Annotated in this window: 25 protein-coding genes and 1 pseudogene; 13 read left to right on the top strand and 13 right to left on the bottom strand. The window is 72.2% G+C overall.

Annotation, left to right across the window (positions count from 1 at the left end; translation table 11 throughout):
* Positions 1 to 141 precede the first annotated feature (141 nt).
* Together DXZ73_RS09720 and DXZ73_RS09725 are read left to right on the top strand one after the other, a co-directional pair.
* The gene (locus DXZ73_RS09720; protein ID WP_240351713.1) at positions 142 to 801 is read left to right on the top strand and encodes a YczE/YyaS/YitT family protein; all 660 of its coding nucleotides are present in this window, start codon (positions 142 to 144) and stop codon (positions 799 to 801) included.
* 256 nt (positions 802 to 1057) lie between these two features.
* Complete coding sequence (locus DXZ73_RS09725) at positions 1058 to 1432, top strand: RNA polymerase-binding protein RbpA (protein ID WP_087929069.1); 375 nt, start codon at positions 1058 to 1060, stop codon at positions 1430 to 1432.
* Positions 1433 to 1547: 115 nt separating this feature from the next.
* Here the strand turns inward: DXZ73_RS09725 and fxsA are convergent, their stop codons facing one another.
* From fxsA to DXZ73_RS09750, 5 genes are all read right to left on the bottom strand, one after another.
* Positions 1548 to 2108 (bottom strand): FxsA family membrane protein, encoded by a 561-nt coding sequence (gene fxsA, locus DXZ73_RS09730; RefSeq protein ID WP_116210606.1) that lies wholly within the window; start codon positions 2106 to 2108, stop codon positions 1548 to 1550.
* A 44-nt stretch (positions 2109 to 2152) separates the two neighbouring features.
* Positions 2153 to 2914, bottom strand: coding sequence for a polyprenol monophosphomannose synthase (locus DXZ73_RS09735; RefSeq protein WP_116210607.1), 762 nt, complete (start codon positions 2912 to 2914; stop codon positions 2153 to 2155).
* Positions 2911 to 4584, bottom strand: a complete 1674-nt coding sequence (lnt, locus tag DXZ73_RS09740; RefSeq protein ID WP_116210608.1) for an apolipoprotein N-acyltransferase — start codon at positions 4582 to 4584, stop codon at positions 2911 to 2913. The genes DXZ73_RS09735 and lnt overlap by 4 nt, the downstream gene beginning before the upstream one ends.
* Before the next feature lie 500 nt (positions 4585 to 5084).
* The gene (locus tag DXZ73_RS09745; RefSeq protein WP_116210609.1) at positions 5085 to 6737 is read right to left on the bottom strand and encodes an amidohydrolase; all 1653 of its coding nucleotides are present in this window, start codon (positions 6735 to 6737) and stop codon (positions 5085 to 5087) included.
* A 92-nt stretch (positions 6738 to 6829) separates the two neighbouring features.
* Positions 6830 to 7273 carry an Lrp/AsnC family transcriptional regulator gene (locus DXZ73_RS09750; protein WP_030365423.1) on the bottom strand — a complete coding sequence of 148 codons (444 nt, stop codon included), beginning with the start codon at positions 7271 to 7273 and terminating at the stop codon, positions 6830 to 6832.
* A 197-nt stretch (positions 7274 to 7470) separates the two neighbouring features.
* On the opposite strand from DXZ73_RS09750, the gene DXZ73_RS09755 reads away from it, so the two are divergent.
* Entirely contained in the window at positions 7471 to 7848 is a 378-nt protein-coding gene (locus DXZ73_RS09755) for a hypothetical protein (RefSeq protein WP_116210610.1), read from the top strand.
* Between the two features lie 166 nt (positions 7849 to 8014).
* On the opposite strand, the gene DXZ73_RS09760 is transcribed toward DXZ73_RS09755, so the two are convergent.
* Positions 8015 to 9187: an acyl-CoA dehydrogenase family protein gene (locus tag DXZ73_RS09760; protein WP_116210611.1), complete on the bottom strand. Its 1173-nt coding sequence runs from the start codon at positions 9185 to 9187 to the stop codon at positions 8015 to 8017.
* 334 nt (positions 9188 to 9521) lie between these two features.
* On the opposite strand from DXZ73_RS09760, the gene DXZ73_RS09765 reads away from it, so the two are divergent.
* Positions 9522 to 10781: a glycoside hydrolase family 18 protein gene (locus DXZ73_RS09765; RefSeq protein ID WP_116210612.1), complete on the top strand. Its 1260-nt coding sequence runs from the start codon at positions 9522 to 9524 to the stop codon at positions 10779 to 10781.
* Here DXZ73_RS09765 and DXZ73_RS09770 read toward each other — a convergent pair.
* From DXZ73_RS09770 to DXZ73_RS09780, 3 genes are read right to left on the bottom strand one after another with little or no spacing between them, the layout of a single operon-like run.
* On the bottom strand, positions 10774 to 11844 hold the full coding sequence (locus DXZ73_RS09770) for a sulfotransferase (protein ID WP_240351285.1): 1071 nt from the start codon (positions 11842 to 11844) through the stop codon (positions 10774 to 10776). The genes DXZ73_RS09765 and DXZ73_RS09770 overlap by 8 nt on opposite strands.
* A 43-nt stretch (positions 11845 to 11887) precedes the next feature.
* Entirely contained in the window at positions 11888 to 12184 is a 297-nt protein-coding gene (locus DXZ73_RS09775) for a DUF1330 domain-containing protein (RefSeq protein WP_116210614.1), read from the bottom strand.
* Positions 12185 to 12223: 39 nt separating this feature from the next.
* On the bottom strand, positions 12224 to 12901 hold the full coding sequence (locus DXZ73_RS09780) for an esterase/lipase family protein (protein ID WP_116210615.1): 678 nt from the start codon (positions 12899 to 12901) through the stop codon (positions 12224 to 12226).
* Positions 12902 to 13073: 172 nt separating this feature from the next.
* On the opposite strand from DXZ73_RS09780, the gene DXZ73_RS09785 reads away from it, so the two are divergent.
* The 4 genes and pseudogenes from DXZ73_RS09785 (at position 13074) to DXZ73_RS09795 (ending at position 16520) form a co-directional block, all read left to right on the top strand.
* Complete coding sequence (locus DXZ73_RS09785; RefSeq protein WP_116210616.1) at positions 13074 to 13838, top strand: SDR family NAD(P)-dependent oxidoreductase; 765 nt, start codon at positions 13074 to 13076, stop codon at positions 13836 to 13838.
* Between the two features lie 309 nt (positions 13839 to 14147).
* Positions 14148 to 14768 (top strand): annotated as a pseudogene (gene dhaL, locus DXZ73_RS39385) (dihydroxyacetone kinase subunit DhaL); the annotation flags it as partial.
* Positions 14769 to 14852: 84 nt separating this feature from the next.
* Positions 14853 to 15239: a PTS-dependent dihydroxyacetone kinase phosphotransferase subunit DhaM gene (locus DXZ73_RS39390; RefSeq protein ID WP_240351715.1), complete on the top strand. Its 387-nt coding sequence runs from the start codon at positions 14853 to 14855 to the stop codon at positions 15237 to 15239.
* Positions 15240 to 15365: 126 nt separating this feature from the next.
* Positions 15366 to 16520 carry a PP2C family protein-serine/threonine phosphatase gene (locus DXZ73_RS09795; protein ID WP_116210617.1) on the top strand — a complete coding sequence of 385 codons (1155 nt, stop codon included), beginning with the start codon at positions 15366 to 15368 and terminating at the stop codon, positions 16518 to 16520.
* On the opposite strand, the gene DXZ73_RS09800 is transcribed toward DXZ73_RS09795, so the two are convergent.
* On the bottom strand, positions 16510 to 17241 hold the full coding sequence (locus DXZ73_RS09800) for a PIG-L deacetylase family protein (protein ID WP_116210618.1): 732 nt from the start codon (positions 17239 to 17241) through the stop codon (positions 16510 to 16512). The genes DXZ73_RS09795 and DXZ73_RS09800 overlap by 11 nt on opposite strands.
* A gap of 151 nt (positions 17242 to 17392) precedes the next feature.
* Here DXZ73_RS09800 and DXZ73_RS09805 point away from each other — a divergent pair, with 151 nt between their 5' ends.
* Genes DXZ73_RS09805 through DXZ73_RS09815 form a run of 3 tightly spaced genes read left to right on the top strand, consistent with a single transcriptional unit; the run spans position 17393 to position 20309 of the window.
* Positions 17393 to 18466, top strand: a complete 1074-nt coding sequence (locus DXZ73_RS09805; protein ID WP_116210619.1) for an ABC transporter substrate-binding protein — start codon at positions 17393 to 17395, stop codon at positions 18464 to 18466.
* Entirely contained in the window at positions 18467 to 19534 is a 1068-nt protein-coding gene (locus DXZ73_RS09810; protein ID WP_116210620.1) for a FecCD family ABC transporter permease, read from the top strand.
* A gap of 4 nt (positions 19535 to 19538) precedes the next feature.
* The gene (locus DXZ73_RS09815) at positions 19539 to 20309 is read left to right on the top strand and encodes an ABC transporter ATP-binding protein (RefSeq protein ID WP_116210621.1); all 771 of its coding nucleotides are present in this window, start codon (positions 19539 to 19541) and stop codon (positions 20307 to 20309) included.
* Positions 20310 to 20465: 156 nt separating this feature from the next.
* On the opposite strand, the gene DXZ73_RS09820 is transcribed toward DXZ73_RS09815, so the two are convergent.
* The 3 genes from DXZ73_RS09820 to DXZ73_RS09830 all read right to left on the bottom strand — a co-directional run bounded on the left by DXZ73_RS09820 (position 20466) and on the right by DXZ73_RS09830 (position 22394).
* Positions 20466 to 20630, bottom strand: coding sequence for an Rv0909 family putative TA system antitoxin (locus tag DXZ73_RS09820; protein ID WP_116210622.1), 165 nt, complete (start codon positions 20628 to 20630; stop codon positions 20466 to 20468).
* A gap of 695 nt (positions 20631 to 21325) precedes the next feature.
* Positions 21326 to 21517: a DUF397 domain-containing protein gene (locus DXZ73_RS09825; RefSeq protein ID WP_162890130.1), complete on the bottom strand. Its 192-nt coding sequence runs from the start codon at positions 21515 to 21517 to the stop codon at positions 21326 to 21328.
* Entirely contained in the window at positions 21429 to 22394 is a 966-nt protein-coding gene (locus DXZ73_RS09830) for a helix-turn-helix transcriptional regulator (RefSeq protein WP_338059116.1), read from the bottom strand. Before DXZ73_RS09830 ends, DXZ73_RS09825 begins: the two co-directional genes overlap by 89 nt.
* 97 nt (positions 22395 to 22491) lie before the next feature.
* Here DXZ73_RS09830 and DXZ73_RS09835 point away from each other — a divergent pair, with 97 nt between their 5' ends.
* A complete protein-coding gene (locus DXZ73_RS09835) occupies positions 22492 to 22719 on the top strand; it encodes a hypothetical protein (protein ID WP_116210625.1) in 228 nt (75 codons plus the stop codon).
* Positions 22719 to 22925, top strand: a complete 207-nt coding sequence (locus DXZ73_RS09840; RefSeq protein WP_116210626.1) for a hypothetical protein — start codon at positions 22719 to 22721, stop codon at positions 22923 to 22925. The genes DXZ73_RS09835 and DXZ73_RS09840 overlap by 1 nt, the downstream gene beginning before the upstream one ends.
* Positions 22926 to 23320 lie beyond the last annotated feature (395 nt).

Raw genomic sequence — 23320 nt, forward strand, 5'->3', positions numbered from 1 at the left:
ATGGATCATTGCCCTGTCCAGTCCACAGACTGTCATGCGGCAGGCCACTTGCACCACCATCCCTGCCGATTCGTCGCGCCGAACACTTGGGAGGATCCTTTGTCCGCATCAGGGGGACTGCTTCTGGCCCGCCGGCTGCTCATGCTCTACGGCGGGCTCGTGCTGTACGGCGTGAGCGCGGGACTGCAGCTGCGGGCGGGGCTCGGGCTCGCCCCGTGGGACGTGCTGAACCAGGGGGTCGCCCGGCACGCGGGCATCTCGATCGGCGCCGCCTCGATAGCCATCGGCGCGCTGGTGCTGCTGCTGTGGATCCCGCTCCGGCAGCGGCCGGGGCTCGGCACGATCTCCAACGTGCTGGTGATCGGCCTCGCGCTGGACGCGACGCTGACCCTCGCCCCCGCGCCCGCGTCGCTGTGGGCACGGATCCCGCTGCTGGCCTTCTCCGTGGTGCTCTGCTCGGTGGCGACCGGGCTCTACATCTCCGCGCGGTTCGGCCCCGGCCCGCGCGACGGGCTGATGACCGGTCTGCACCGGCGCACGGGACGCTCGGTGCGGCTCGTACGGACCTGCATCGAGATCGTCGTGCTGGCGACGGGCTTCCTGCTCGGCGGGTCGGTGGGCGCGGGCACGGTGCTCTACGCGCTGGCCATCGGGCCGCTGTCGCAGTTCTTCCTGCGCTTCTTCGCCCTGCCCCAGGCGGCGCCCTCGGCGGTGGTCGCGAGCGGGGCCGCGCACGGCACCCCGGCCCCCGGAACGGCGCCGGAGCCGGCGGCGGCGCGCGAACTTCCGGACCTGGTTTAGGCCGGGGGGAGGTGGGCCGGTAGTGTACGCCTTCGACCCACCGGACGGACCGTTACTGCGCGCTAAAGCGACAGAAACGCAGGGTGACATCCGTTGCCAGATGTGACAAAACGGGCGCTGGTGGGTACAACAAGGGGCGGCACGACGGGCGACGCATGTCCCTCAACGGGAATCTTCACCGCCGACCGGACGTTGACCGGATGACGACGACAGCGACACCTGTCCTGTGGGCGACCAAGCCCGGGAGGCACGATTCATGAGTGAGCGAGCTCTCCGCGGCACGCGACTTGTGGTTACCAGCTACGAGACCGACCGCGGCATCGATCTGGCCCCGCGCCAGGCGGTGGAGTACGCATGCCCGAACGGGCATCGATTTGAGATGCCGTTTTCGGTAGAGGCGGAGATTCCGCCGGAGTGGGAGTGCAAGGCGTGCGGCGCCGTTGCACTCCTGGTGGACGGCGACGGTCCTGAGGAGAAGAAGGGCAAGCCTGCGCGTACGCACTGGGACATGCTCATGGAGCGCCGGACCCGTGAGGAGCTGGAGGAGGTGCTGGCCGAGCGGCTGGCCGTCCTTCGCTCGGGTGCCATGAACATCGCCGTGCATCCGCGGGACAACCGCAAGTCCGCCTGACCGCGTAGCGGCGGGCGACACACCCAAGGGCCGGGCCACTGCATTCAGGCAGTGGCCCGGCCCTTAGGTGTGCGCTTGTACGGGGCTCCGGCCCCCGGCCGGAGCCCCGTACCGCTCAACGCGGCAGCTGGGGCCCGTCCTCGCGCGGAGCGCGCGCCGGCTCGTCCTCCCGGATGACCTCGCCCTGGACGACCTTGCCGTCGGGCATCCGCATGCGCGCCTGCTGGAAGGCGTCCCCGAACGTCCCGGAGGCCGCGGGCCGCCCCAGCCGCCGCTCGAACCCCTTGCGGAGCAGGCTGCGGGTGGGCGGGAAGAGGCACAGCAGGCCCGCCACGTCGGACAGCAGGCCGGGCAGGATGATCAGCAGCCCGCCGAGCATCGTGAGGCCGTTGCCCCCGCCCTCCGGCGCCGGCCCGGCCACCGCTCCCCCGGGCTGGAGCGTCACCGTCAGCCGCTGCCAGGCCCGGCGCCCGGCCCGCTTGATCACATATGAGCCGACGACCACGCCACCGGCCAGCAGGGCGAAGACCGTGAGGCCCCCGGCGGCCCCGGCCACCAGTGTCAGCAGCCAGATCTCCAGCACCACCCACACCGCCACCCCCAGGGGGACGAGCTTGCGGGCGCGGCTCTTCTTCGGCGGTCGGCCTTCAGGGGTCTGCTGTGCTCCGAACGTCATGCCTCAAGTGTGCCTGGACGCCCGCCGTACGCCGCGGCCCGGGGTCAGCCCCGGCCGAGGACCTTGCCGACCCGGGAGCCGACGCCCCACGAGGTGACCCGCCACAGGGCCTCCGCGACGATGTCGCGGCTCATCTTGCTGTCCCCGAGCTCCCGCTCGACGAAGGTGATGGGGACCTCCACCACATGGAACCCGGCCTTGACCGCGCGCCAGGCCAGGTCGACCTGGAAGCAGTAGCCCTGCGAGGCGACCTCCTCCATGCCCAGGCCCTCCAGGGTCTCCCTGCGGAAGGCGCGGTAGCCGCCGGTGACGTCGCGCAGCGGGACGTCCAGGAGCAGCCGGGAGTAGGTGGAGCCGCCGCGGGAGAGGAACTCGCGGGACTTCGGCCAGTTCACGACCCGGCCGCCGGGCACCCAGCGGGAGCCGAGCACCAGGTCGGCGCCCTTGAGGGCGGTGAGCAGCCGGGGCAGCTCCTCCGGCTGGTGGGAGCCGTCGGCGTCCATCTCCACCAGGACGCCGTAGCCGTGGTCGAGGCCCCAGCGGAAGCCCGCGAGATAGGCGGCGCCGAGACCCTCCTTGCCCTTGCGGTGCAGGACCTTGATCTGGTCGTCGTCGGCCGCCAGCTCGTCGGCCAGCTTGCCGGTGCCGTCGGGGCTGTTGTCGTCGGCGACGAGAACGTGCGCCTCGGGCACGGCCGACCGCACCCGGCCGACGATGGACTTGATGTTCTCCGCCTCGTTGTAGGTCGGGATGATCACCAAGGCCGTGCCGAGCGGACCGTATCTCCGCTGACCACCGTCGTTCACTGCTGCCCCTTCTCGTCCGTACGTCCCCGACGGCCGATCAGGAGTGCGGCCGCACAGGAGAGAACGCCCACCATAGCGAGCGCCCATTCGGGCGCCGCACCGGTGCGGTCCGCGACGGTGGTCCCGTCCCGCAGGGGAATCCGGGCACTGATGACATCCCGGGTGAATTCCTCGCTCCGCTGGAGCACCTTGCCGTCCGGGGCGACCACGGCGCTGATGCCGCTGGTCGCCGCGGTGACCACCGCGCGGCCGTGCTCGACGGCCCGCAGCCGGGACATGGCCAGCTGCTGCTCGGGCTGGCCGGTGCGGCCGTAGGTGGCGTTGTTGGTCTGGACGACGAGGGCGCGGGCACCGGCCTTGACCGTGTCGCGGACGATCTCGTCGTAGGCGACCTCGAAGCAGATCACGTCGCCGAGCCGGGCCGGGCCGATCTGCATCACGCCGGTGTGGTCGCCGGGGTAGAAGTCGCGCTGGACGCGCTGGAGCCGGGTGATGACCTTGCTCAGCTGGTCGCGGAAGGGCACGTACTCGCCGAACGGCACGGGGTGCTGCTTGGCGTAGGAGGCGCCGGGGCCCGTCCTCGGGTCCCAGACGATGCCCTTGTTGTCGATGTAGCCGCCCTTGCCCGGGTGGTCGACCAGGGCGCCGACGAGGACCGGCACGCCGACGGCCTTGACGGCCTCGTCGATGCGGTCGTACGCCTGCGGGTACTGGAACGGGTCGAGGTCCGAGGAGTTCTCCGGCCAGATCACCAGGTCGGGCTTTTCCGTCCGCCCCGCCTTGATGTCGCGGGCCAGCTGGAGGGTGGCGTCGACGTGGTTGTCGAGGATCATCATCGGGCGGCCGAGGAAGTCGATGCCCGGGCGCTGCACATTGCCCTGGACCAGGGCGATCTTCACGGTGTCGGCGGCCTTCGTGGGGACGGGCACGGCGTATCCGGCGAGGGTGAGCGCCGCGGCCAGCGCGACGGCCTCGACCCCCGGCAGGGCCATACGGACCGTACGGGGCCCGCGGCGCAGCCGAAGGCCGGTGATCACCGCGCAGGCGAGCAGGCCGCTCGTGAGAGCCACGGCGAAGGTCACCAGCGGGGCGCCGCCGAGGGCGGCGAGCGGGGTGAACGGCGAGGCGGTGTTGGCGAAGGCCAGCCGCCCCCAGGGGAAGCCGCCGAACGGCAGCCGGTCGCGGGCCAGCTCCTCGGCGACCCACAGGCAGGCGCCCCACAGCGGCCACGCGGGCAGCCGGGAGACCAGGGCCAGGCAGGCGCCGAGCACCGCGATGAACAGAGCCTCGACGAAGGAGAGCCCGACCACCGCGTCGTAGCCGACGACCCGCAGCCAGCGGAGCAGGACGAAGAAGAACGGCAGCGCGAAGGCGAAGCCGGTCCAGGCGCCCTGGCGGGCGGTGCGCCCGCGGGTCAGCAGCGCCAGCGCGGTGACGGCCACGACCGACAGCGGCCACAGGTCGTACGGCGGGAAGGCCACGGCGAGCGCGAGGCCGCCGAGCGCGGCGAGGCCCGTGCGGGGCGCCTCACGGCGGGCGAGGCGGCCGAGACGGGTGAGCCTGCCCGGGCGCGGCGCGGGTGGCGCGGCGGGCTCCGCGGCCGGCACCGGTTCGGTGAGGTCGGCGGCGCGGCTCTCGCCATCGGCGGTGGTTTCGGGACCCGGGGGCACGGTCGCGCCTTCCTGCGAGCTGAGCGGTGATGTGCCGACGGTACCCCGCGCGGGTCGCACCCCGGATCCTGGGCCATGGAGAACGCGCTTTCGCGCGCGAGCGGCGAATGGGGGCCCGGCGTCCTTCGGGCCGGCCCGGGAACCGCTGGCTGCGGGTCGGCCGAGACCGTTGTCTACTGAACGTCCGGGCCCCACCCGGGTCGCACCTGCCGGCCTGGCGGAACCGTCCCTCGCCCCCGTGCGCTGGAACCTGGCTGCCAGTGGCGGTGTGCCGGTCCGGCGCACCGCCCCATGGCCCAGCGGCGTTCGACGACTGTGTGGAGATTCACCGGCCGGACGTCCTTGGTGGACTCCGCCGAACCTACCCGCCGCCGCCCACACCCTGTCAACACCTCTCTGACCTGCGCAGATGTTTCAAATCAGCAGGTCAGTAAGGCGGGTGATCATGTGCGGCGACAGGCCGACGGCACGTCGTTCGGCGGTACGCGGCGCCGCCTCAATCACTCGTTCGGACGCCCTTGCCCCGTGTGGACGGTGTGCCCGCCGACGACCGTGCGCAGACAGGTGGGCAGCGGGCCGCCGGGGGTGAGGTCGGGCAGTCCGGGCGTGCCGGAGCGGGGGTCGGTGGACCAGCTGGCGACCCGCTCGTCCGGCACCTGGACGACGAGGTCGCCGGCTTCCCAGACCGCGTAGTCGGCGGGTGCGCCCGGCACCAGGACGCCCGCGTCGTCGCGGCCGATGGCCCGCCAGCCGCCGCGCGTGTGCGCGGTGAAGGCGGCGCGGACCGAGATCCGGTGCTCGGGGGTGCGGTGGAAGGCCGCCGCGCGCACGGCGCCCCAGGGGTCGAGCGGGGTGACCGGGCTGTCGGAGCCGAGGGCGAGCGGCACCCCGGCGCGCAGCAGGGCGGCGTACGAGTTGAGGGTGCGGGCCCGCGGGACGCCCAGGCGCTGCGCGTACATCGCGTCGTCACCACCCCAGGCGGCGTCGAAGGCCGGCTGCACGGAGGCGGTGAGGGCGAACTCCGCGAAGGCGGCGATGTGTTCGGGGGTGAGCATCTCGGCGTGCTCGACGCGGTGCCGGGCGGCGCGGACGGCGGCGAGGCCGAGCTTGTCCGCGGCGGCCCGCACGCCCTCGACCACGGTGGTCAGGGCGGCGTCGCCGATGGCGTGGAAGCCCGCCTGGAGGCCCGCCTCGGTGCAGGCGACGAGGTGGGCGGTGACGGTGCCGGCGTCGAGGTGGGCGGTGCCGGTGTGGGCGGCGTGCGGGCCGTCGGCGTACGGCTGGTGGAGGCAGGCGGTGTGCGAGCCGAGGGAGCCGTCCACGAAGAGGTCCCCGGCCGCGCCGAGCGCGCCGAGTTCGCGAATGCGATCGGCTTCGGCGACGGAGCCGATGGCCTCCGCCCAGTAGCCGACGACACGGGGGCCACGGCGTTCGGCGGCGAGGGCCAGCAGGGCGGTGAAGTCGTCCGTGCTGGAGATCAGCGGCCCGGCGCACTCGTGCAGGGAGCCGATGCCGAGGGAGGCGGCGCGGTCGAGCGCCGCTACCTGGGCCTCGGTGCGCTGGGCGGCGGTGAGGCTGCCGTACGCGGCGGCGCGCACGGCGTGGTGGGCGTCGCCGGTCAGCGGGGCGTCCGGCCGGGGTCCGCGCAGGTCGGGGACGAGGTCGAGGAGGGCCGTGGTGACGACGGCGGAGTGCACGTCGGCCCGGGTGAGGTAGAGCGGGCGGCCGCCGGCGGCCTCGTCCAGCTCGGCGCGGGACGGCGGCCGGCGCTCGGGCCAGACGCTGGAGTCCCAGCCGTGCCCGAGGAGCACCCGGTCGGCGGGCCGGGCGGCCGCGTGGGCGCGCACCCGGTCCAGCGCCTCGGCCAGGGTGCGGGCACCGGCGAGGTCGAGACCGGTGAGGGTGAGGCCGGTGGCGGTGGTGTGCACATGTGCGTCGGTGAACGCGGGGGTGACCAGCGCGCCTTCGAGGTCGACGACCTCGTCCACCCCGTCGGCGAAGGAGTCGGCGGCCCCTTCGGACCCGACCCAGGCGACGCTCCCCCGCTCCACGACCATGGCGGTGGCGAAGGGGTCGGCGGGGCTGTGCACATTGCCGCGGCGCAGCAGCACGGTGCGAGTGTTGTTGCCTGCGGTGTCGGGGCGGTCGCTCATGGGGTAAGTCTGTCGCGTCCTGGGGCGGTGACCGTACGCGGGGGTCCGCCGTCGGCTGGTTGTTCCCCTGGGCCCACCCCCTCCCCCGGAAGTCAGCCCACTCTCGGCGGCCTCGCCTCGTACGGCGTCGACAGGACGATCGTCGTGCGGGTCGACACCCCCGCCAAGGAGCGGATCCGCGCCAGCAGGTGCTCCAGTTCCAAGGGGGTCGCGACGCGCACCTTGAGGATGTAGTTCTCGTCGCCCGCGACGCTGTGGCAGGCCTCGATCTCGGGGATCTCGGCGAGCCGGTCGGCGATGTCGTCCGGAGCGCTGGGGTCGAACGGCTTCACCGAGATGAACGCGGTCAGCGGCAGGCCGACGGCCTCGGGGTCGACCACGGCCGCATAGCCGCGGATGACACCGCGCTGTTCGAGCCGGCGCACACGCTGGTGCACCGCCGAGGTCGACAGGCCCGTGGCCTTTCCCAGGTCGGTGTAGCTCATCCGCCCGTCCTTGACGAGCAGTTCCACGATTTCTCTGTCCAGCTCCTCCACGCGGATCAACCTACTGGGTGAGAGGCGGCCCGGCACAGTCGACGGCCCGACCGCCCGCGCAGAGCATGTGACGAACAACACACCTATGCACCCGTGTCCTCCCGGGTGCGGCGATTACCGCCCTCGCGACGCGGGAAGTGCTTGCTGTGGCCGAGGCCGAGGTGCCTGGCCGGCCAATCCGAGGGGGAGAAAGACATATGCCCAGCCTGGAACGCCTCGATGAGGGTGACGGCAGCAGCCCGTACGAGACGTATGAGATCCCCGCGATGTTCCGGGTGACATGCCCGGACTGCGCGCGCCCGATCGCGCTGCTCGAGGACGAGGACGTGCTCCCCGAGCATGCCCTGTGCCCGTCGCCGTGGAACCCCTTCGGGCTCACGGTCTGCCCGGGCTCGGGCAGCGGCGTGGAGAAGGCGGCGCCCACCGACGAGGCGCAGGGCACCCAGGAGTTCGACGCGGCCCTGATGCTGACGCTGCCGGAGAGCCTCGACTGGCGCACCCAGCCGTTCTCGCACATCGGCGGCCCCGGCTCGCGCCCGGTGCGCGTCCCGGGGATGCGGCGCCCGTCCCGGTGACGCCCGGGGGCGCCGCCGGTCGGCGCCCTCCGCTCCGGCACGTCGACCGCGTTCATACCGGCATCGTCCCGCCGCGCCGGTCCGGGCGTACACCGCCCGGTCGATCGTCACCCGTACGGGTCGGGGACCGCCCGCCCCGCCCCCGTACGGAAGCGAACCGAGTGGCTCAGCGGGACTCGGGCCCCGCCAGGTGGCGGGCGACGACCAGCCGCTGGATCTGGTTGGTGCCCTCGACGATCTGGAGCACCTTGGCCTCGCGCATGTAGCGCTCCGCGGGGAAGTCCGCGGTGTAGCCGTAGCCGCCGAGGAGTTGCACGGCGTCGGTGGTCACGCGCATCGCGGCGTCGGTGCAGAAGAGCTTGGCCATCGCCGCCTGCTTGGAGAACGGCAGGCCCGCGTCGCGCAGGCGCGCGGCGGCGAGGTAGAGGGCGCGGCCCGCCTCTATCTGGGTGGCCATGTCGGCGAGCATGAAGCGCAGGCCCTGGAAGTCCACCAGGGGGCGGCCGAACTGCCGCCGCTCGGCGAGGAAGGACAGCGCCTCGTCCAGGGCCGCCTGGGCGATGCCGATGGCGCAGGCCGAGATGCCGAGCCGGCCGGAGTCGAGGGCGGACAGCGCGATCGCGAAGCCCTGCCCCTCCTCGCCGATACGCCGGGCGTCGGGGATCCGCACGCCGTCGAAGTGGAGTTGGGCGGTGGGCGAGCCCTTCATGCCCATCTTCCGCTCGGGCGGTGCCGCCGACAGGCCGGGCGCGTCCCCGGGCACGAGGAACGCGGTGATGCCGTGCGCGCCCTCGCCGCCCGTGCGGGCCAGGACCGTGTAGAAGTCGGCGATGCCGCCGTGGGTGATCCACGCCTTGGTGCCCTCCAGCGTCCAGGTGTCGCCGTCGCGCGTGGCGCGGGTGCGCAGTGCCGCGGCGTCGGATCCGGCGGACGGTTCGGAGAGGCAGTAGGCGCCGAGCAGTCCGCCGCCGAGCATCGCGGGCAGGTGCTCGGCCTGCTGCTCCTTGGTGCCGTAGCCGGCGAGGGCGTGGCAGGCGAGGGTGTGCACGCTGACGCCGAGCCCCACGGTGAGGCGGGCCGCGGCGAGCTCCTCCAGGACCTGGAGGTAGACCTCGTACGGCTGGTCGCCGCCGCCGAACTCCTCGGCGTAGGGCAGGGCGAGCAGTCCGGACGTGGAGAGCAGTCCGAAGACCTCGCGCGGGAAGCGCCCGGCGTCCTCCTCCTCGGCCGCGTGGGGCTCGATCTCCCGCTGCACCAGATCGCGTACGAGCGCGATCAGATCGCGGGCCTCCTCGGTGGGCAGCTGACGCTCCACCGGCTGCGGGCCGTGGTCGGTCATGGTGGCGCTCTCCTCCCTGTAGGGCGCTGCGGCGACGGAAGCGCAAGGGTGTGTTTCCCGCCGTCCGTGGTGCCCAGCCCATGGTCCCCCGCCGGGTCTCGGCATCGGATGACCTGCGGCTGTGGCGGGTTGGAGTATGCCCGATCGGCGGCCGGACGTCACGGGTTGACAAATCCCGGAGGACCGCCGGACCGACCACTGAACCGAATTGGTCCAAACCATTGACCGTACTGGTCTAGTCCTTCTACGGTTTCCGCACCGTTCACCGCGTTCATGCCAACGCAGGAGCGCGTGCGCGTCATCCCCCTGCTCTCCCCACCCACCGAGGAGAACCATGTACGGACCGCACCAGAACGCCCCCCGCCGCCGCGCCCGGACGCTGTTCGCGGCCTTCGCCGCCGCCGGAGCGATGCTCGCGACCACGCTGTTCACCGGCACGGCGGGCGCGGCCGCCACCGACGGAGGCGACGGCACCGGCGATGCCGGGGCCGGTCACCGGGTCGTCGGATACTTCACCGACTGGGGCGTCTACGGCCGCAATTACCACGTGAAGAACATCGAGACCTCCGGCTCCGCGGCCAAGCTCACCCACATCAACTACGCCTTCGGCAACGTCACCGGCGGCAAGTGCGCGATCGGCGACTCCTACGCCGACTACGACCGGGCCTACGACGCGGCCGGCAGCGTCGACGGCCAGGCGGACACCTGGGACAACGGCGCCCTGCGCGGCAACTTCAACCAGCTGCGCAAGCTCAAGAAGCTCCACCCGAACCTCAAGGTCATCTGGTCCTTCGGCGGCTGGACCTGGTCCGGCGGCTTCGGCGAGGCCGCCAAGAACCCGGCAGCGTTCGCCGAGTCCTGTTACGGCCTCGTCAAGGACCCGCGCTGGGCCGACGTCTTCGACGGCATCGACATCGACTGGGAGTACCCCAACGCCTGCGGTCTGACCTGCGACACCAGCGGCCGGGACGCCTTCCGCGACGTGATGGCGGCACTGCGGACGCGGTTCGGCGGCAACAACCTGGTCACCGCGGCGATCACGGCGGACGGCTCGGCGGGCGGCAAGCTGGAGGCCGCCGACTACGCGGGCGCGGCGCGCTACGTCGACTGGTACAACCCCATGACCTACGACTTCTTCGGCGCGTGGGACGCCAAGGGCCCGACGGCCCCGCACTCCCCGCTGACCTCCTACAACGGCATCCCCAAGCCCGGGTTCGACACCGACAGCGCGATCCAGAAGCTCAGGTCGCTGGGCGTGCCGCCCTCGAAGCTCCTGCTGGGCATCGGCTTCTACGGCCGCGGCTGGACGGGCGTGAGCCAGGCGGCGCCGGGCGGCACCGCCACGGGTCCCGCGGCGGGCACCTATGAGCAGGGCATCGACGACTACAAGGTCCTCAAGTCCAAGTGCCCGGCCACCGGCACGGTGGCCGGGACCGCCTACGCCGCGTGCGGCGGCGACTGGTGGAGCTACGACACCCCCACGACGATCGCCGGGAAGATGGCGTACAAGGACCGGCAGGGCCTGGGCGGGACGTTCTTCTGGGAGCTGAGCGGCGACACGGCGAACGGCGAGCTGATCAAGGCGATCAACTGACCCGACACCGCCGCCGGTAGTCCTCCAGGGCGCGCGTGCCGGGCGCGCAGCTCTCCCTCAGCGCGGCCAGCCGGCCGGGCGGCAGCCGCCGGGACGCTCCCCGCCGGCTGCCGTCCAGCAGCGCGCGGCCGGTGTCGAGCCACTCCGGGAGCGGTTCGACACCGACGAAGCGGGCCAGCCGGGCCAGTTCCTCCCCCGGGCGGTCGAGGAGGTCCTCGTACGCGAGGGTGGTGCGCTGCGGCGCGGGCACCTCGGCGAGGTGCCCGGCGCCCTGGGCGACGAGCTCCGACCACAGCGCGCCGAACTCCTCGACGGGAAGCTCCCGGTCCCACACCAGGGCCGGGTCGATGCGTTCGCCGAGCACCCCGGCGAGATCCGGGGGCAGCGAGCGCACATCGGCCTCGGACAGCTCCGTGAAGTCCTTGACTCCGGTCAGCTCCTGGATCCTCCGGAAGAGGAAGATCGTCCGATAGCCCACATGGCGGCTCATCGACAGCGCGCAGTCGGGGCCGTCCCGGAAGAGGTGCACGAAGCGGGCGTACGGGAAGGCGGCGCGCAGCCGTGGCACCCACTGGACCGAATACCCCGAGCGCTCGACGACGGCCGTGCGCCCGAACCGCGCGGCCAGCAGGTCGAACAGCGCCTCGTGGTGCGCGGCCGCGGTCCGCGCGGGCCAGGCGGCGACCTGCGCCTCGATCCCGTCGAGCAGGCCGTCCGGGTCGTCGGTGAGGTGCGGCAGGACCATGAGGGAGAGGGCGGGAATGCCGGTGGTCCCCGTCGCGTACCGGCCTGGCCGCTTGACGTAGAGGAACTCCGGCAGCGGCATCCCGCTGCGGTTCATGGTCTCGAAGACGGGGTTCGGCCGGGTGAGCAGCCGCCGGAACTCCTCCCCGGTGAGCTCCCCTTCGGACAGCGCGCCCGACCCGAGCGAGGCCAGGAACTCATTGAGGCTGAGCACCTCGGGATGCGCGTTGAGGACGCGGGAGAGGGCGGACGAACCGCTGCGCCCGGTCCCGACGACGAAGGTCAGCTTCCGCATGGGCGTACGGCTCGTTCGCGTCATGGAGCCCGAGGTTAGCGCGCCCCGGCCGCGCCCCACAGGGGCTCTATCCGGGGGCGCCCTCCACGAAGAGAAGGCGGCGCTTGAGTGCCTTCTTCGCGATCTCGCGGGCCTCGGCGTATTCGGGGGACGCGTACCACGCCTTGAGCCGCTCCATGTCGGCGAATTCCACGACGATCAGCCTCCTGCCGACCGGCCAGAGGCCGTCGGCGGCCTCTGGTTCCGCGCCGCGGACGACGTAGCGGCCGCCGTGGTGGCGGATGGCGGCGGCGGCCAAGGTGCGGTAGGAGACGGCCAGTTCCTCGTCCAGCACCTCGGACTCGGAGATCACATATGCGGTCATGCGGGCCATCGTGCCAGCCGCCCGGGCCGGCGCCGCGGGTCACCCCGCCAGAAAGGCGCGCACCTGCTCCGCGACCGTGGCGTCGGTCAGCAGGTCGTTGTGCTTCAGGCAGGCCGCCGTCCGCGTGTTGACGGCGCCCGCCAGCGCGGTGCTGGAGACCGGGGCGATCTGCTCGTCGCACGACGACCACCACGTGGCGTACCGCACCGGGCCCGGTGTCTCCGGCCCCGCGTCGAGGTGGGACAGGACGTACGAACCTGGGGTCATGTCCCGGCACCCCTGGTCCCACAGCGCGCACAGATACGCCACGGTGGTGCCGTGGTTGGGGCCGGCCAGCGACGCCCAGTGCGCGACCTTGGCGGTGCCTCCGCCGAACGCGAGGTACCAGCGGGACGGCAGGCTGCCCAGGCTGTGGGCGACGATGTCCGCCTTCGCCGCGCCGGTGCGGGCCAGCACGGCGTCGACGTGGGCGGCGAACTCCCCGGCCAGCACCTCGTTGGTCGACCTGCTGGTGTCGTACGACCAGGCGTCGAGCCGGTCCTCGGGGTATCCGGCACGGACGAAGCCGGCACGCATGCCGTCCCACACGCCGGGTCCGGCGTTGCGGCCGTGCACGAAGATCACCGGGTTCGGCGCGGGCGTGGCCCGGGCCGGTGCCGTGCCCAGGGCGGTGGCCGCGAGCAGGAACGGCAGGAGGGGCACGAGGGCGCGTCGCATACAGGAGCCCTTCCGGGACGGGCGGTCGGCGAGGGAGACGCACTATGTCACCGACGGTCCGAGCGGGGAACCCCCGTCGGCCGCCCGCCTGTTCCGCCCTTTCCCGCCCAACCCCGGTACCGAGGTGGCGATACGGTGGGGTCACGAAGATCTTCGGGCGAAGGGGGCGGCAGTGGGCGAGCGGCTTGCGGTGGTGTCGGGCGGTGGCACGGGAATCGGGAAGGCGATCGCCCGGGGGCTCGCGGACGACGGGCACCGCGTGGTGATCATCGGCCGGCGGGCCGAGGTCCTGGAGCGGGCGCGCGAGGAGATCGACGGCGCCGTGGGCGCGGCCAGGACCGTCGCAGTCCCCGCCGACCTCACCGACCCCGGCCAGGTGGCGCGGGCGGCGGAGGCGATCGGCGCCCTGGGCACCGTCGACGTGCTGGTGAACAACGCCGGGGCCATCATCACCCCGCCCGCCGACGGCAGTCTGGAGGCGCTCGCCGAGGCGTGGCGGCGGGACCTGGACGTCAATCTGCTGTCGGCCGTCCTGCTCACGACCGCGCTGACCGATCACCTGCGGCGCCCCGGCGGACGGCTGATCGTCATCAGCTCGGCGGCGGCCCAGCGCGGCGGGGCGGGCTCCCACTCGGCGGGCTCGTACGCCGCCGCCAAGGCGGGCCTGCACGGCTGGGCGTTCGGGCTCACCCGGGCGCTGGGCCCGGACGGGATCACGGTCAATGTGCTGGCGCCCGGCTATGTGACGGACACTCCGATCTTCGGGGACCGGATGACCCAGGAGTTCCACGCGGGAAAGATCGCCGACACACTCGTCGGCCGCGCGGGCACGCCCGACGATGTCGCGGCGGCGGTCCGCTACATCGCGTCCCCGGCGGCGGGCTATCTGACGGGTCAGGTGATCGGGCTGAACGGTGGGGCGGTGCTGGGCCGTTAGAGACTGCGGGTCCGTTGCCGCCTTGGGCGGAGCGCCCTGCGGGCGCGTCCTCAAACGCCGGACGGGCTGATTTCCGGCTACGGTCCGCGAAATCCAGCCCGTCCGGCGCTTGAGGACAGCGCGCGAAGCGTGCTTCGGGGTCTGGGGCAGAGCCCCCACGCGGCGGAGCCGCAAATCGACACAGCCGGGAAGGGGCGGGGCTGGGGAACAAGCCCGCCGCAGGCGCCGGCAACCCGCACCCGGAAAAGCCCGCACCGTACCCTGAGCCCGACCGGAGATCATGCCGCAGCGACAAGGAGAACCGCCCCCATGACAGCGCTCGACCTGGCCTTCTTCCACCGGTTCCTCGACCGCGCCACGCGCGTGATCGTCGCGGAGGCCGCGTATCTGACCGACCTCGACGCCGCCATCGGCGACGCCGACCACGGCGCGAACCTCAAGCGCGGCTTCACCTCCGCCACGGACGCCCTGGCCGCCGAACCGCCCGCGACTCCGGGCGCCCTGCTCACCGCCGTCGGCGTGCACCTCACCAACACCGTCGGCGGCGCGTCCGGCCCGCTCTACGGGACGGTCCTGCGCCGGATGGGCAAGATCCTCGGCGACGAGCCCGTCGTCGAACCGGAGGCGCTGGGGCGGGCGCTGGCCGCGGCCGTGGCGAGCGTACGGCGGCTCGGTGACGCGGCGCCCGGTGACAAGACGATGGTCGACGCGTTGCAGCCGGCCGCGGACGCGTACGCCGAGGCCCTGGCGCGGGGCGGGGTGACGGCGGCGCTGGACGCGGCGGCGCGGGCGGCCCGCGCGGGTGCGGAGGCGACCATTCCGATGCGGGCGCGGCGCGGCCGGGCCAGCTATCTGGGCGACCGCAGCATCGGCCACCAGGACCCGGGCGCCACGTCGTCGGCGCTGCTGGTGACGGCGTTGTACGAGGCCACCGACCCGGAGCTGTGCGCGGCACCCGTCGAGGCCACGGAGGTCTCGGCGCCGGAGCCCGAGCGCGCCCCGGGCCGGGTCGGCATGGTGCTGGTCTCGCACAGCCGTGACGTGGCCGCCGCCACCGCCGCGCTCGCCCGGGCACTGACCGGCACGGGCTCCCCCGCGCCGGTCGCGGCGGCGGGCGGCCTGCCGGACGGCTCCGTCGGCACCAGCGCGGAGCTGGTCCGCGCGGCGGTCGCGAACGTCGACGAGGGCGCGGGCGTGGTGGTGCTGTGCGACATGGGCAGCGCGGTGCTGACGGTCAAGGCGCTGCTGGCGGACGGCTCGCTGGGCGCGGCCGACGCGCGGATCGCGGACGCCCCCTTCGTGGAGGGCGCGGTCACCGCCCTGGTGACGGCCTCGGCCGGTGGCGACCTGGCCGCGGTGCTCGCGGCGACGGACGACGCGCGGACCTACCGCAAACTCTGAGGCAACCCGAAGTCAAGATCGCACCGGGTGGCCGAGGCGCGGCGGCCATGGAAGGCTGGAGCTGGCGAAATACCCTATGCAGCCCATTTCCGGCGTGGAGGTCCCGCCACGGTGTCGTCGCGCAGCATGCCTTTCGCGCTCGTCCTCGTCTATCTCATGGTCATCGTGGCCATCGATCTGATGACCCCGTCCGAACTGCGGCTGGACGTCTTCGCGGCGCTCGCGCCGATGACGGCGGCCGCGCTGTGCACCTACCGGCAGACGGTCTTCGTCGGCCTCCTCGACTTCTGTGTGATGGTGGCGCACCACGGGGTGCTGACGAGCGACGTTGCGGTCAACCGCGTCGGGTCCTTCGTGGGCAACGCCCTGATGGTGGGCGCGAGCATCGCGGTGGCCCGGCTGCGGCGCGACGGGGACGACCTGCTGGAGCGGGTGCGGGCCACCGGGGAGGCCGCGCAGCGGGCGCTGTTGCGGCCCCTGCCGCTGCGTACGCACAGCGTGGTCGTGGACGGCTTCTATGTGTCCTCGCAGCGGGAGGCGCTGATCGGCGGGGACCTCTACGAGGTTGTGGACACGCCGTACGGGACGCGGGTGCTGATCGGTGACGTGCGGGGCAAGGGCCTGGGCACGCTGGGCGCGGGGGCCGCGGTGCTGACGGCGTTCCGGGAGGCGGCGTACCACCGGCGCGACCTGGAGAGCGGGGTGGAGGCGATGGAGCAGGGGCTCTACCGCTACCACCGGTCGGCGGCGTACGAGGCGGCGGACGGCGGGCGGACGGGGGCGGGCGTGGAGGACGTGGTGCTGCGCGCGTCGGAGGAGTTCGTGACGGCGCTGGTGTTCGGGACCGAGGAGAGCCCCGGGCAGGAGGAGCCGGAGGAAGGGGAAGGTGGCGGCGCGGTGCCCGTGGTCTTCGTCGACTGCGGTCACCTGGCGCCGTTCCTGATCGGGCCGGAGGGCCGGGTGCGGGAGCTGGAGTCGCCGGACCCCGGGCTGCCGTTGGGCCTGGGCGATCTGTCCACGGCGACGCGCACCGCCCAGCGGGTCGAGCTGCCCGCGGGCAGCCGGGTGCTGGCCTGCACCGACGGGGTGACGGAGGCGCGCGCCCCGGACGGCGGCTTCTACCCGCTGGCCGAACGGCTGGACGCGTGGGCCACGCTGCCGACGCCCGAGCTGCTGGGGCGGCTGCGCGCGGACCTCGACGCCCACACGGGCGGAAGGCTGCAGGACGACGTGGCGGTGCTGGTGATGGAACGCGCGGCTCCGGGGGCGGTCAGCGACTGAACAGCTCGAAGGCCACGCCCGGCCGCCCGCCGAACCGCTCCGCGACGGCCTTCATATTGCCCTCGAGGAAGCCGCGGCAGTACTCCTCCGGGTCGTCCTTCGTCAGCGCCTCGATATAGGTGCGGTGACAGAGCAGGGACGCGACGGCCCGCTCGAACCCGGCGCTCGCGTCGACGGCGTGGGTGGGCTGCGGGGAGCCCGCGACGGCGACGTAGCGGACGCCGTCCCAGGGCAGCAGGCCCTCGTCGGCGAGCTCGGGGAAGATCCAGCGGTTGCCCGCGTCGGCGACGGCGTCGAGGACGGCCCGGCCGACGGCCCGGTGGTCGGGGGTGTTCCAGTAGACGCCGCCCCAGGTGTCGTGGTGGTTGAGGGTCAGGACGAGTTCGGGGCGGTGGCGCCGGATGGCGGCGGCGAAGTCGCGGCGCAGCCGGGGCCCGTACTCGATGACGCCGTCGCGGTGGCCGAGGAACTCCACGGTCGCGACGCCGACGGCGGCCGCGGAGGCGCGCTGTTCCGCCTCCCGCAGCGGTCCGGCCTCGGCGGGCGCGATCGTGTCGATGCCCGCCTCGCCGACACTGGCCAGCACATAGACGCACTCGCGGCCGCCGTCGAGCCAGCTCGCGACGGCCGCGGAGGCGCCGTACTCCAGGTCGTCGGGGTGGGCGACGACGGCCAGGGCGCGCCGCCAGTCGGTGGGCATCTCCTTGAGCTGGTCCGCCACGGCGGTCTCCTTCGCTCGTCGGCACGTGTCCGGGCAGCGTACGTCGTGATTCTTCGCGACGCGCGGGAACCGGGCGGGCCGACGGTCCGACTACCTGATCCGGGCCCGCACGGGCGGGCTCGAGCGGATGTCGAGTTCTGGAGTGTTTGTGATGCGCCCTCGTGTGTGGTGCGGTGTGCTGGCCGCTGTGGCCCTGTCGGCGACGGCTTGTGGCGGTGGCGGCGGAGCCGCGAAGTCGGATGACGCGGGGGCGGCGTCCTCGGAGTCCTCGGCGCGCGCGGGCTTCCCGGTGAGCGTCTCCGACTGCATGGGGGCGAAGACGACGTTCGAGTCTGCACCGAAGAAGATCGTCACCAGCAACGCCGCGAGCCTGGAGCTGCTGATGTGGCTGGGCGCGGGCGACAAGCTGGCCGGCACGGGCTTCCCCCCGGGCAAGGGCGCGCTGCCGGGGCAGTTCGCCGACCGGGCGGCGCAGGTGCCGGTGCTGGGCAAGATGGGCATCCCCAAGGAGAAGCTGCTGAGCTCGGGCGCCGATCTGTATGTCGACGCGTTCTCCTCCATGAAGAACATGGGCAAGATGGGCGACGCCCCGACGGCCAAGGAGTTCGAGACCGCGGGCATCAAGCACGTCTTCCTGAAGTCGACGGCGTGCGCGGCGATGAGCAAGTCCCCGCGTACGGACCTCTCCGGCGTGGAGGCCGACATCCAGGACCTGGGCAGGATCACCGGCACCTCGCAGCGCGCCGGTGAACTGGTCGGCGACATGCGCAAGAAGACGGACGCCGTCCGCGACGCGCTCAAGGGCGTGCCCGAGGCGAAGCGGCCGACGTATTTCTTCTTCGACTTCGACGCCGGCACCAAGCAGCCGATGGCGGTGTGCAACCGGCAGGTCGCCAACGCGGTGATCACCCAGGCCGGCGGCCGGAACGTCTTCGCCGACTGCGACGGCGACTTCAAGCCGGTGGGCTGGGAGGACGTCGTCGCCAAGAACCCGGACTGGATCCAGCTCGGCGTCCGCAACCGCGGCAGTGACGAGGCGAACAAGAAGGCGTTCGACGAGGCCGCCGACTTCCTGCGCTCCTTCCCCGCGACCAAGGACCTCACCGCGGTCAAGGAGGGCCACTTCGTGCGCATCGGCTCGGAGCGGACCACGATCGGCGGGGTGCGCAGCGCCGACACCGTGCGGGAGATCGCGCACACGCTCCACCCGGACCTGGTGAAGTAGATGACGGCGCTCGCCACGGCCGCGGAAGCGGAGGCGGAGCGTGAGCCGGGCGCGCGGGCCGGGTGGGTCGGCGCGCTGCTGGGCGTGGCCCTGGTGGCCGCGCTGATCGCGTCCGTGTGCCTGGGCTCGTCCGACGTGCCGCTCGGTGAGGTGTGGTCCTCGGTGGCGCGCGGCATCAGCGGCGAGGAGCCGGTGCCGGGCACCCGGGACCTGATCGTGTGGCAGCTGCGGGTGCCGCGCGCGCTGCTGGCGGCCGTGGTGGGCGCGGGTCTGGGGCTGGTCGGCACGGCAGTCCAGGCGCTGGTACGCAACCCGCTCGCCGACCCCTATCTGCTGGGCATCTCCAGCGGGGCGTCGCTGGGCGCGGTCGCGGCGATCGTGCTGGGCGCGGGTGCGGGCGGGCTGCTCGGACTCGGGCTGTCCTCGGCGGCGTTCGTCGGGGCCCTGGCGTCCTTCACGCTGGTGTGGGCGATGGCCCGGCGCGACGGGGGGTTCTCGCCGCTGCGCCTGGTGCTCTCGGGGGTGGGCATCGGGCAGTTCCTGTCGGGTTTCACCCACTATCTGGTGTTGCAGGCCGGGGACGACCAGCAGACGCACGGGGTGCTGTTCTGGCTGATGGGCTCGCTCGGCGGGGCCCAGTGGTCCACGCTCGCGCTGCCCGTGGCGGCGGTGCTGCTGGGCCTGGTGGTGCTGCTGGCCAGGGCCCGGGCGCTCGACGCGATGCTGATGGGCGACGAGACGGCGGCCGGGCTGGGTGTGGACGTGGCCCGGCTGCGGCGTGAGCTGTTCGTGGTCACGAGCGTGCTCACCGGTGTGCTGGTGTCGGTGTCCGGGGCGATCGGCTTCGTGGGGCTGATGGTGCCGCACGTCTGCCGGATGGTGGTGGGCGGCGCCCACCGCCGGCTGCTGCCGGTGGCCGGGCTGTTCGGCGCCGTGCTCCTGGTGGTGGTCGACCTCGTGGCGCGTACGGCCCTGCCGGATCAGGAGCTGCCGGTGGGCGTGGTCACCGCGCTGATCGGGGCGCCGACGCTGCTGTATCTGCTGGACCGACGGCTGGAGAGGGGGTAGCGGCATGCGTGTCGCCATCGAGGGACTCGAAGTGGCCCTGTCCGGACGGACGGTGGTCTCCGGGGTGGACCTGCTCGCGGAGGACGGCGAGATCGCCGGGCTGATCGGCCCGAACGGCAGCGGCAAGTCGACCCTGCTGCGGACCGTCTACCGCTATCTGCGGCCGCACGCCGGGCGGGTGCTGCTCGGCGGTACGGACATCCGGTCGCTGACCCCGGCCGCGTCGGCCCGGCTGGTGGCCGCCCTGCCGCAGGAGCGCGGCAGCGACTTCGAACTGTCGGTCCGCGCGGTCGTGGCGATGGGCCGCACCCCGTACAAGCGGGCGTTCGCGGGCGAGGACCGCGCCGACGCGGACCTGGTCACGGCGGCCCTGGAGCAGGTGGGCATGGCCGGTGCGGGCGGGCGCCGCTTCTCGGCCCTGTCCGGTGGCGAGCGCCAGCGGGTGCTGCTGGCACGGGCGCTCGCGCAGGACCCGAAGGTGCTCGTCCTCGACGAGCCGACCAACCACCTCGACGTGCAGCACCAGGTGGAACTGCTGGCCCTGCTGCGCGCGCAGCGCCGTACGACGCTGCTGTCCTTGCACGACCTCAATGCGGCGGCGTCCCTGTGCGACCGGTTGCATGTGCTGCACGAGGGCTCCCTCGTGGCATCGGGCACCCCTCGCGAGGTCCTGACGCCGGAGCTTCTTGCGGAGGTGTTCGGCGTACGGGTGGCGGTGGTGGACCACCCGCTGACGGGCGACCCGCTGATCGCCTTCGACCACCGGGCCATGTGACGGCGCGGCTTCGGGGTCTGGGGCGAAGCCCCGGTTACTGGCGCCTGGAGCCCTTCCCCGTGAGCATGCTGGACGTGGACCATGTGCACTCCCCTCGCGAGGGGAGTGCGCCCCTCGGGAAGGCGCTTCCCCGGGGGTGCAGTCGGCGGTTGGAGGCTACTCGTCGGGCTTATCGTCGTCGATCGCCACCGCGCCCTCCGCCTTTTCCTGTACTGCGTCGACCTGGTCGGCGAACTTGCCACCTGTCTTCTCGTTGACCTCTTCCTCAACGGCGTCGGAAGTGTCCTTGGACTTGTCCTTGAAGATGTCGAAGATCCCCATTGCGGTCTCCTCCTGGGTGCCGGTGGGCGGGGCCACGCCGAAAGAGCCCCTGGTTTCAGCATGCGCGCGGTCGGCACGGCGGGTATGCGGGGCGTGGGATGGATTGGTCCGAACGGGTGACGGCCGCGCCCTGCCCGAGGACGGACCCCGCCTCGGGACGCATCCACCGTGGACGCGGGCCATGCGAGGCCCCTCGCGACGGGAGGGACCGCTCCTACCAGCCCGATCAGGCTACGGGGGCGGTAGGGGGCACGGGGTGCAGGCGTTCAGCCCAACGCATTGCCTGGTTCCGGCAGACAGACGCAGAGATTTCCCAGGGCTCCTACGTAGATGTAGTCATAACCGCGTTCCTTGCACACTTCAGCGCAGGTCCGTGCGCTTGCCGGGGTTGCGGTGGCGACTGTGCGGCCGAGGATGCAGGCGGTTCCGACGATTGCGGCGACCAATCGGCGCACGTCAACTCCTCTTTGGATCAGGGTTGTCAGGGGTTGACTCGGCGGCTGGTTCGAGTCGCCGCATGACTGCCCGGCGCCACGTAGGAACATGCACTAGCCACCCGAACGTGGCTGGTGAAACGATCCCCCCGCTTCTTCGGAGACCCCCCATGCCTCGTAAGCCCCAGTTCCCGTCACCCCTCACCAGAGGGACGGGAACTGGGGCATTCTGCGTTTAGGTGCCATCGACCCGAAGATGCGCTACGCGGTCCGCACCGTGAACGTGTCGCCCCGGACGGCGGAGACGAACGAGGACCAGGCGCCGGACGGGAGCATGAGCGCGGGGTTCTGCGGGGTCTTGCTGTCACGGACGGGGACGACGCCGGAAGCTGCGAACCCGGGGGCCCATTCGACGCATTCGCCGCCGTTGCCCTCGCTGAAACTCGACTTCACCCATATCGCGTTGGGGAACTCGCGGGTGGTACTCATGGGTGTACGCCTCCATTGTGTGCCGGATGAGGGAAAGAGATTCGTGACGTGACAGAGCGTCGGCACGCAGTCGTTCGTACGCTGCCCGCGCATCGGAGACCGCTTCCGCCGAGTCGTCCACCTGCCCTCTCGTATAGGTCTCCGTGTACAGAACTTCGCTGCTGTCCTGCCGTGTGAGCACAATAAAGGGCGTCCCTCGGGCCGGAGTGCCCGCATCGGTGGGGAACACCTGAAGGTCGATACGCGGAGACCCCGTGACCGCTATGAGGTGCGCCAACTGGCCCCGCATGACCTCTGCGCCTCCCACGCCGGACCACAGGACCGACTCATGGAGGATCACCCACAGGGATGGCGGGTTGAGACTGTCGAACAGCTCCCGACGCCGCATGCGCCGTTCTACGAGCTTTTTGATCTGAGCCGTAGTCTCCTCTGGGTGGGCGGCCCGATAGACAGCCTCGGCGTACTCCGGCGTTTGCAGTATTCCCATCACGAAGAGACTTGAGTAACCGCAGATGGCTGTAGCTTCGCGTTCAAGCTCCAGGTACGGGATGAACCAAACAGGGTTGCCCGCGTCGGCCGCTCGCTGACGCATCCGCGCGTAGACGCCGCGTGCGCCAAACACTCTGTCGCACTGTTCCGCGAACTGCGGGCTGGCCAGCTGTTGCCCTGTCTCGACCTTGCTGACGTACGGCTGCCCGCAGAGCAGCTTGGCGGCAAGTTGCTGTTGCGACCAGCTCTCTGCCTCTCGGGCGTACTTGATCTCCTTGCCGAACTCCTTCGCCGGAGACTCCGAATCATCGCTCATGCGTTCAACTCCCGTTATTCCAAAGCTGTTTGGCATGGCCAGGGCCCTGGTCAGCGTAGCGATGCCGGTGGAACCTGAGCTTCACGGTTGATGCCCGCTCCCCATGAGCGGGACACACGGAGGCTCGAACACGATGACGGAGACGACGGGTGCGGCGCGGTGGACCGGCTACCGGTCCGGCGCCCTGCTGGTGGACAGGACCGCCGATCGGCTGGGCGTGTCCCACGCGTTCGACGGCGAGAAGTACACACTCGCAGGGGTCGGAAGCTCCGAGAGGTGGACGGCGCCGGCGAGGGCCGTCCACCTGGCCACCGACGAGGAGCGCCGCACCCTCGGACTCGGCCCCCGGAGCATGGACTGATGCCCACGCCCGCGATCTCCCTCCCACTCTCCGGTGGGCACTGGATGGTCACGCCCACCCCTTCCACCCCGCTCCCTGCTGAGAAGTGCGTGGGATGTGACGAGGTGATCGCTGGCTTCGCGTTGGCTCAGGCGACGGGCGACGAGTTCGGCATCACCCGTCCGGCCGTCGCTGGTCACGACACCGGCCGGACGGGCGCGGGATGATGCCGTCAAGTCGCCGACCAGCGGCGCGAATTGCGGTTGCCGCCACTCCCGGGCTGACACAGTGAGGACCATGAACAACGGTAACGGAACGTGGCCCGACGCCTATCGATCCGGCGGGCCGCAAAAACCCCCTGTGAAGTGCGTCAAGTGCCAGAACCCCGACAAGGTCATCACCACAAAGGCCATGAACCCGCGCACTGGCGAAGAGGAGTGGCGGCTCACATGCCTGGGCTGTCGGGTTGCCTGGCCGATGGACCAGCACGGAGGGGAACCCGACGAGTACATGTAATCGCATGGAGGGATCATGAACGGTCGACAGTTCCGCAATGCATTCCGGTGGCTCCCGATCCTGGCGAACACCAATTGCCCGAGCTGCCATAGCCCGCTCGTGTGGA

Source organism: Streptoverticillium olivoreticuli subsp. olivoreticuli (assembly GCF_003391135.1).
In the GTDB taxonomy this organism is placed as follows: Bacteria; Actinomycetota; Actinomycetes; order Streptomycetales; family Streptomycetaceae; genus Streptomyces; species Streptomyces blastmyceticus.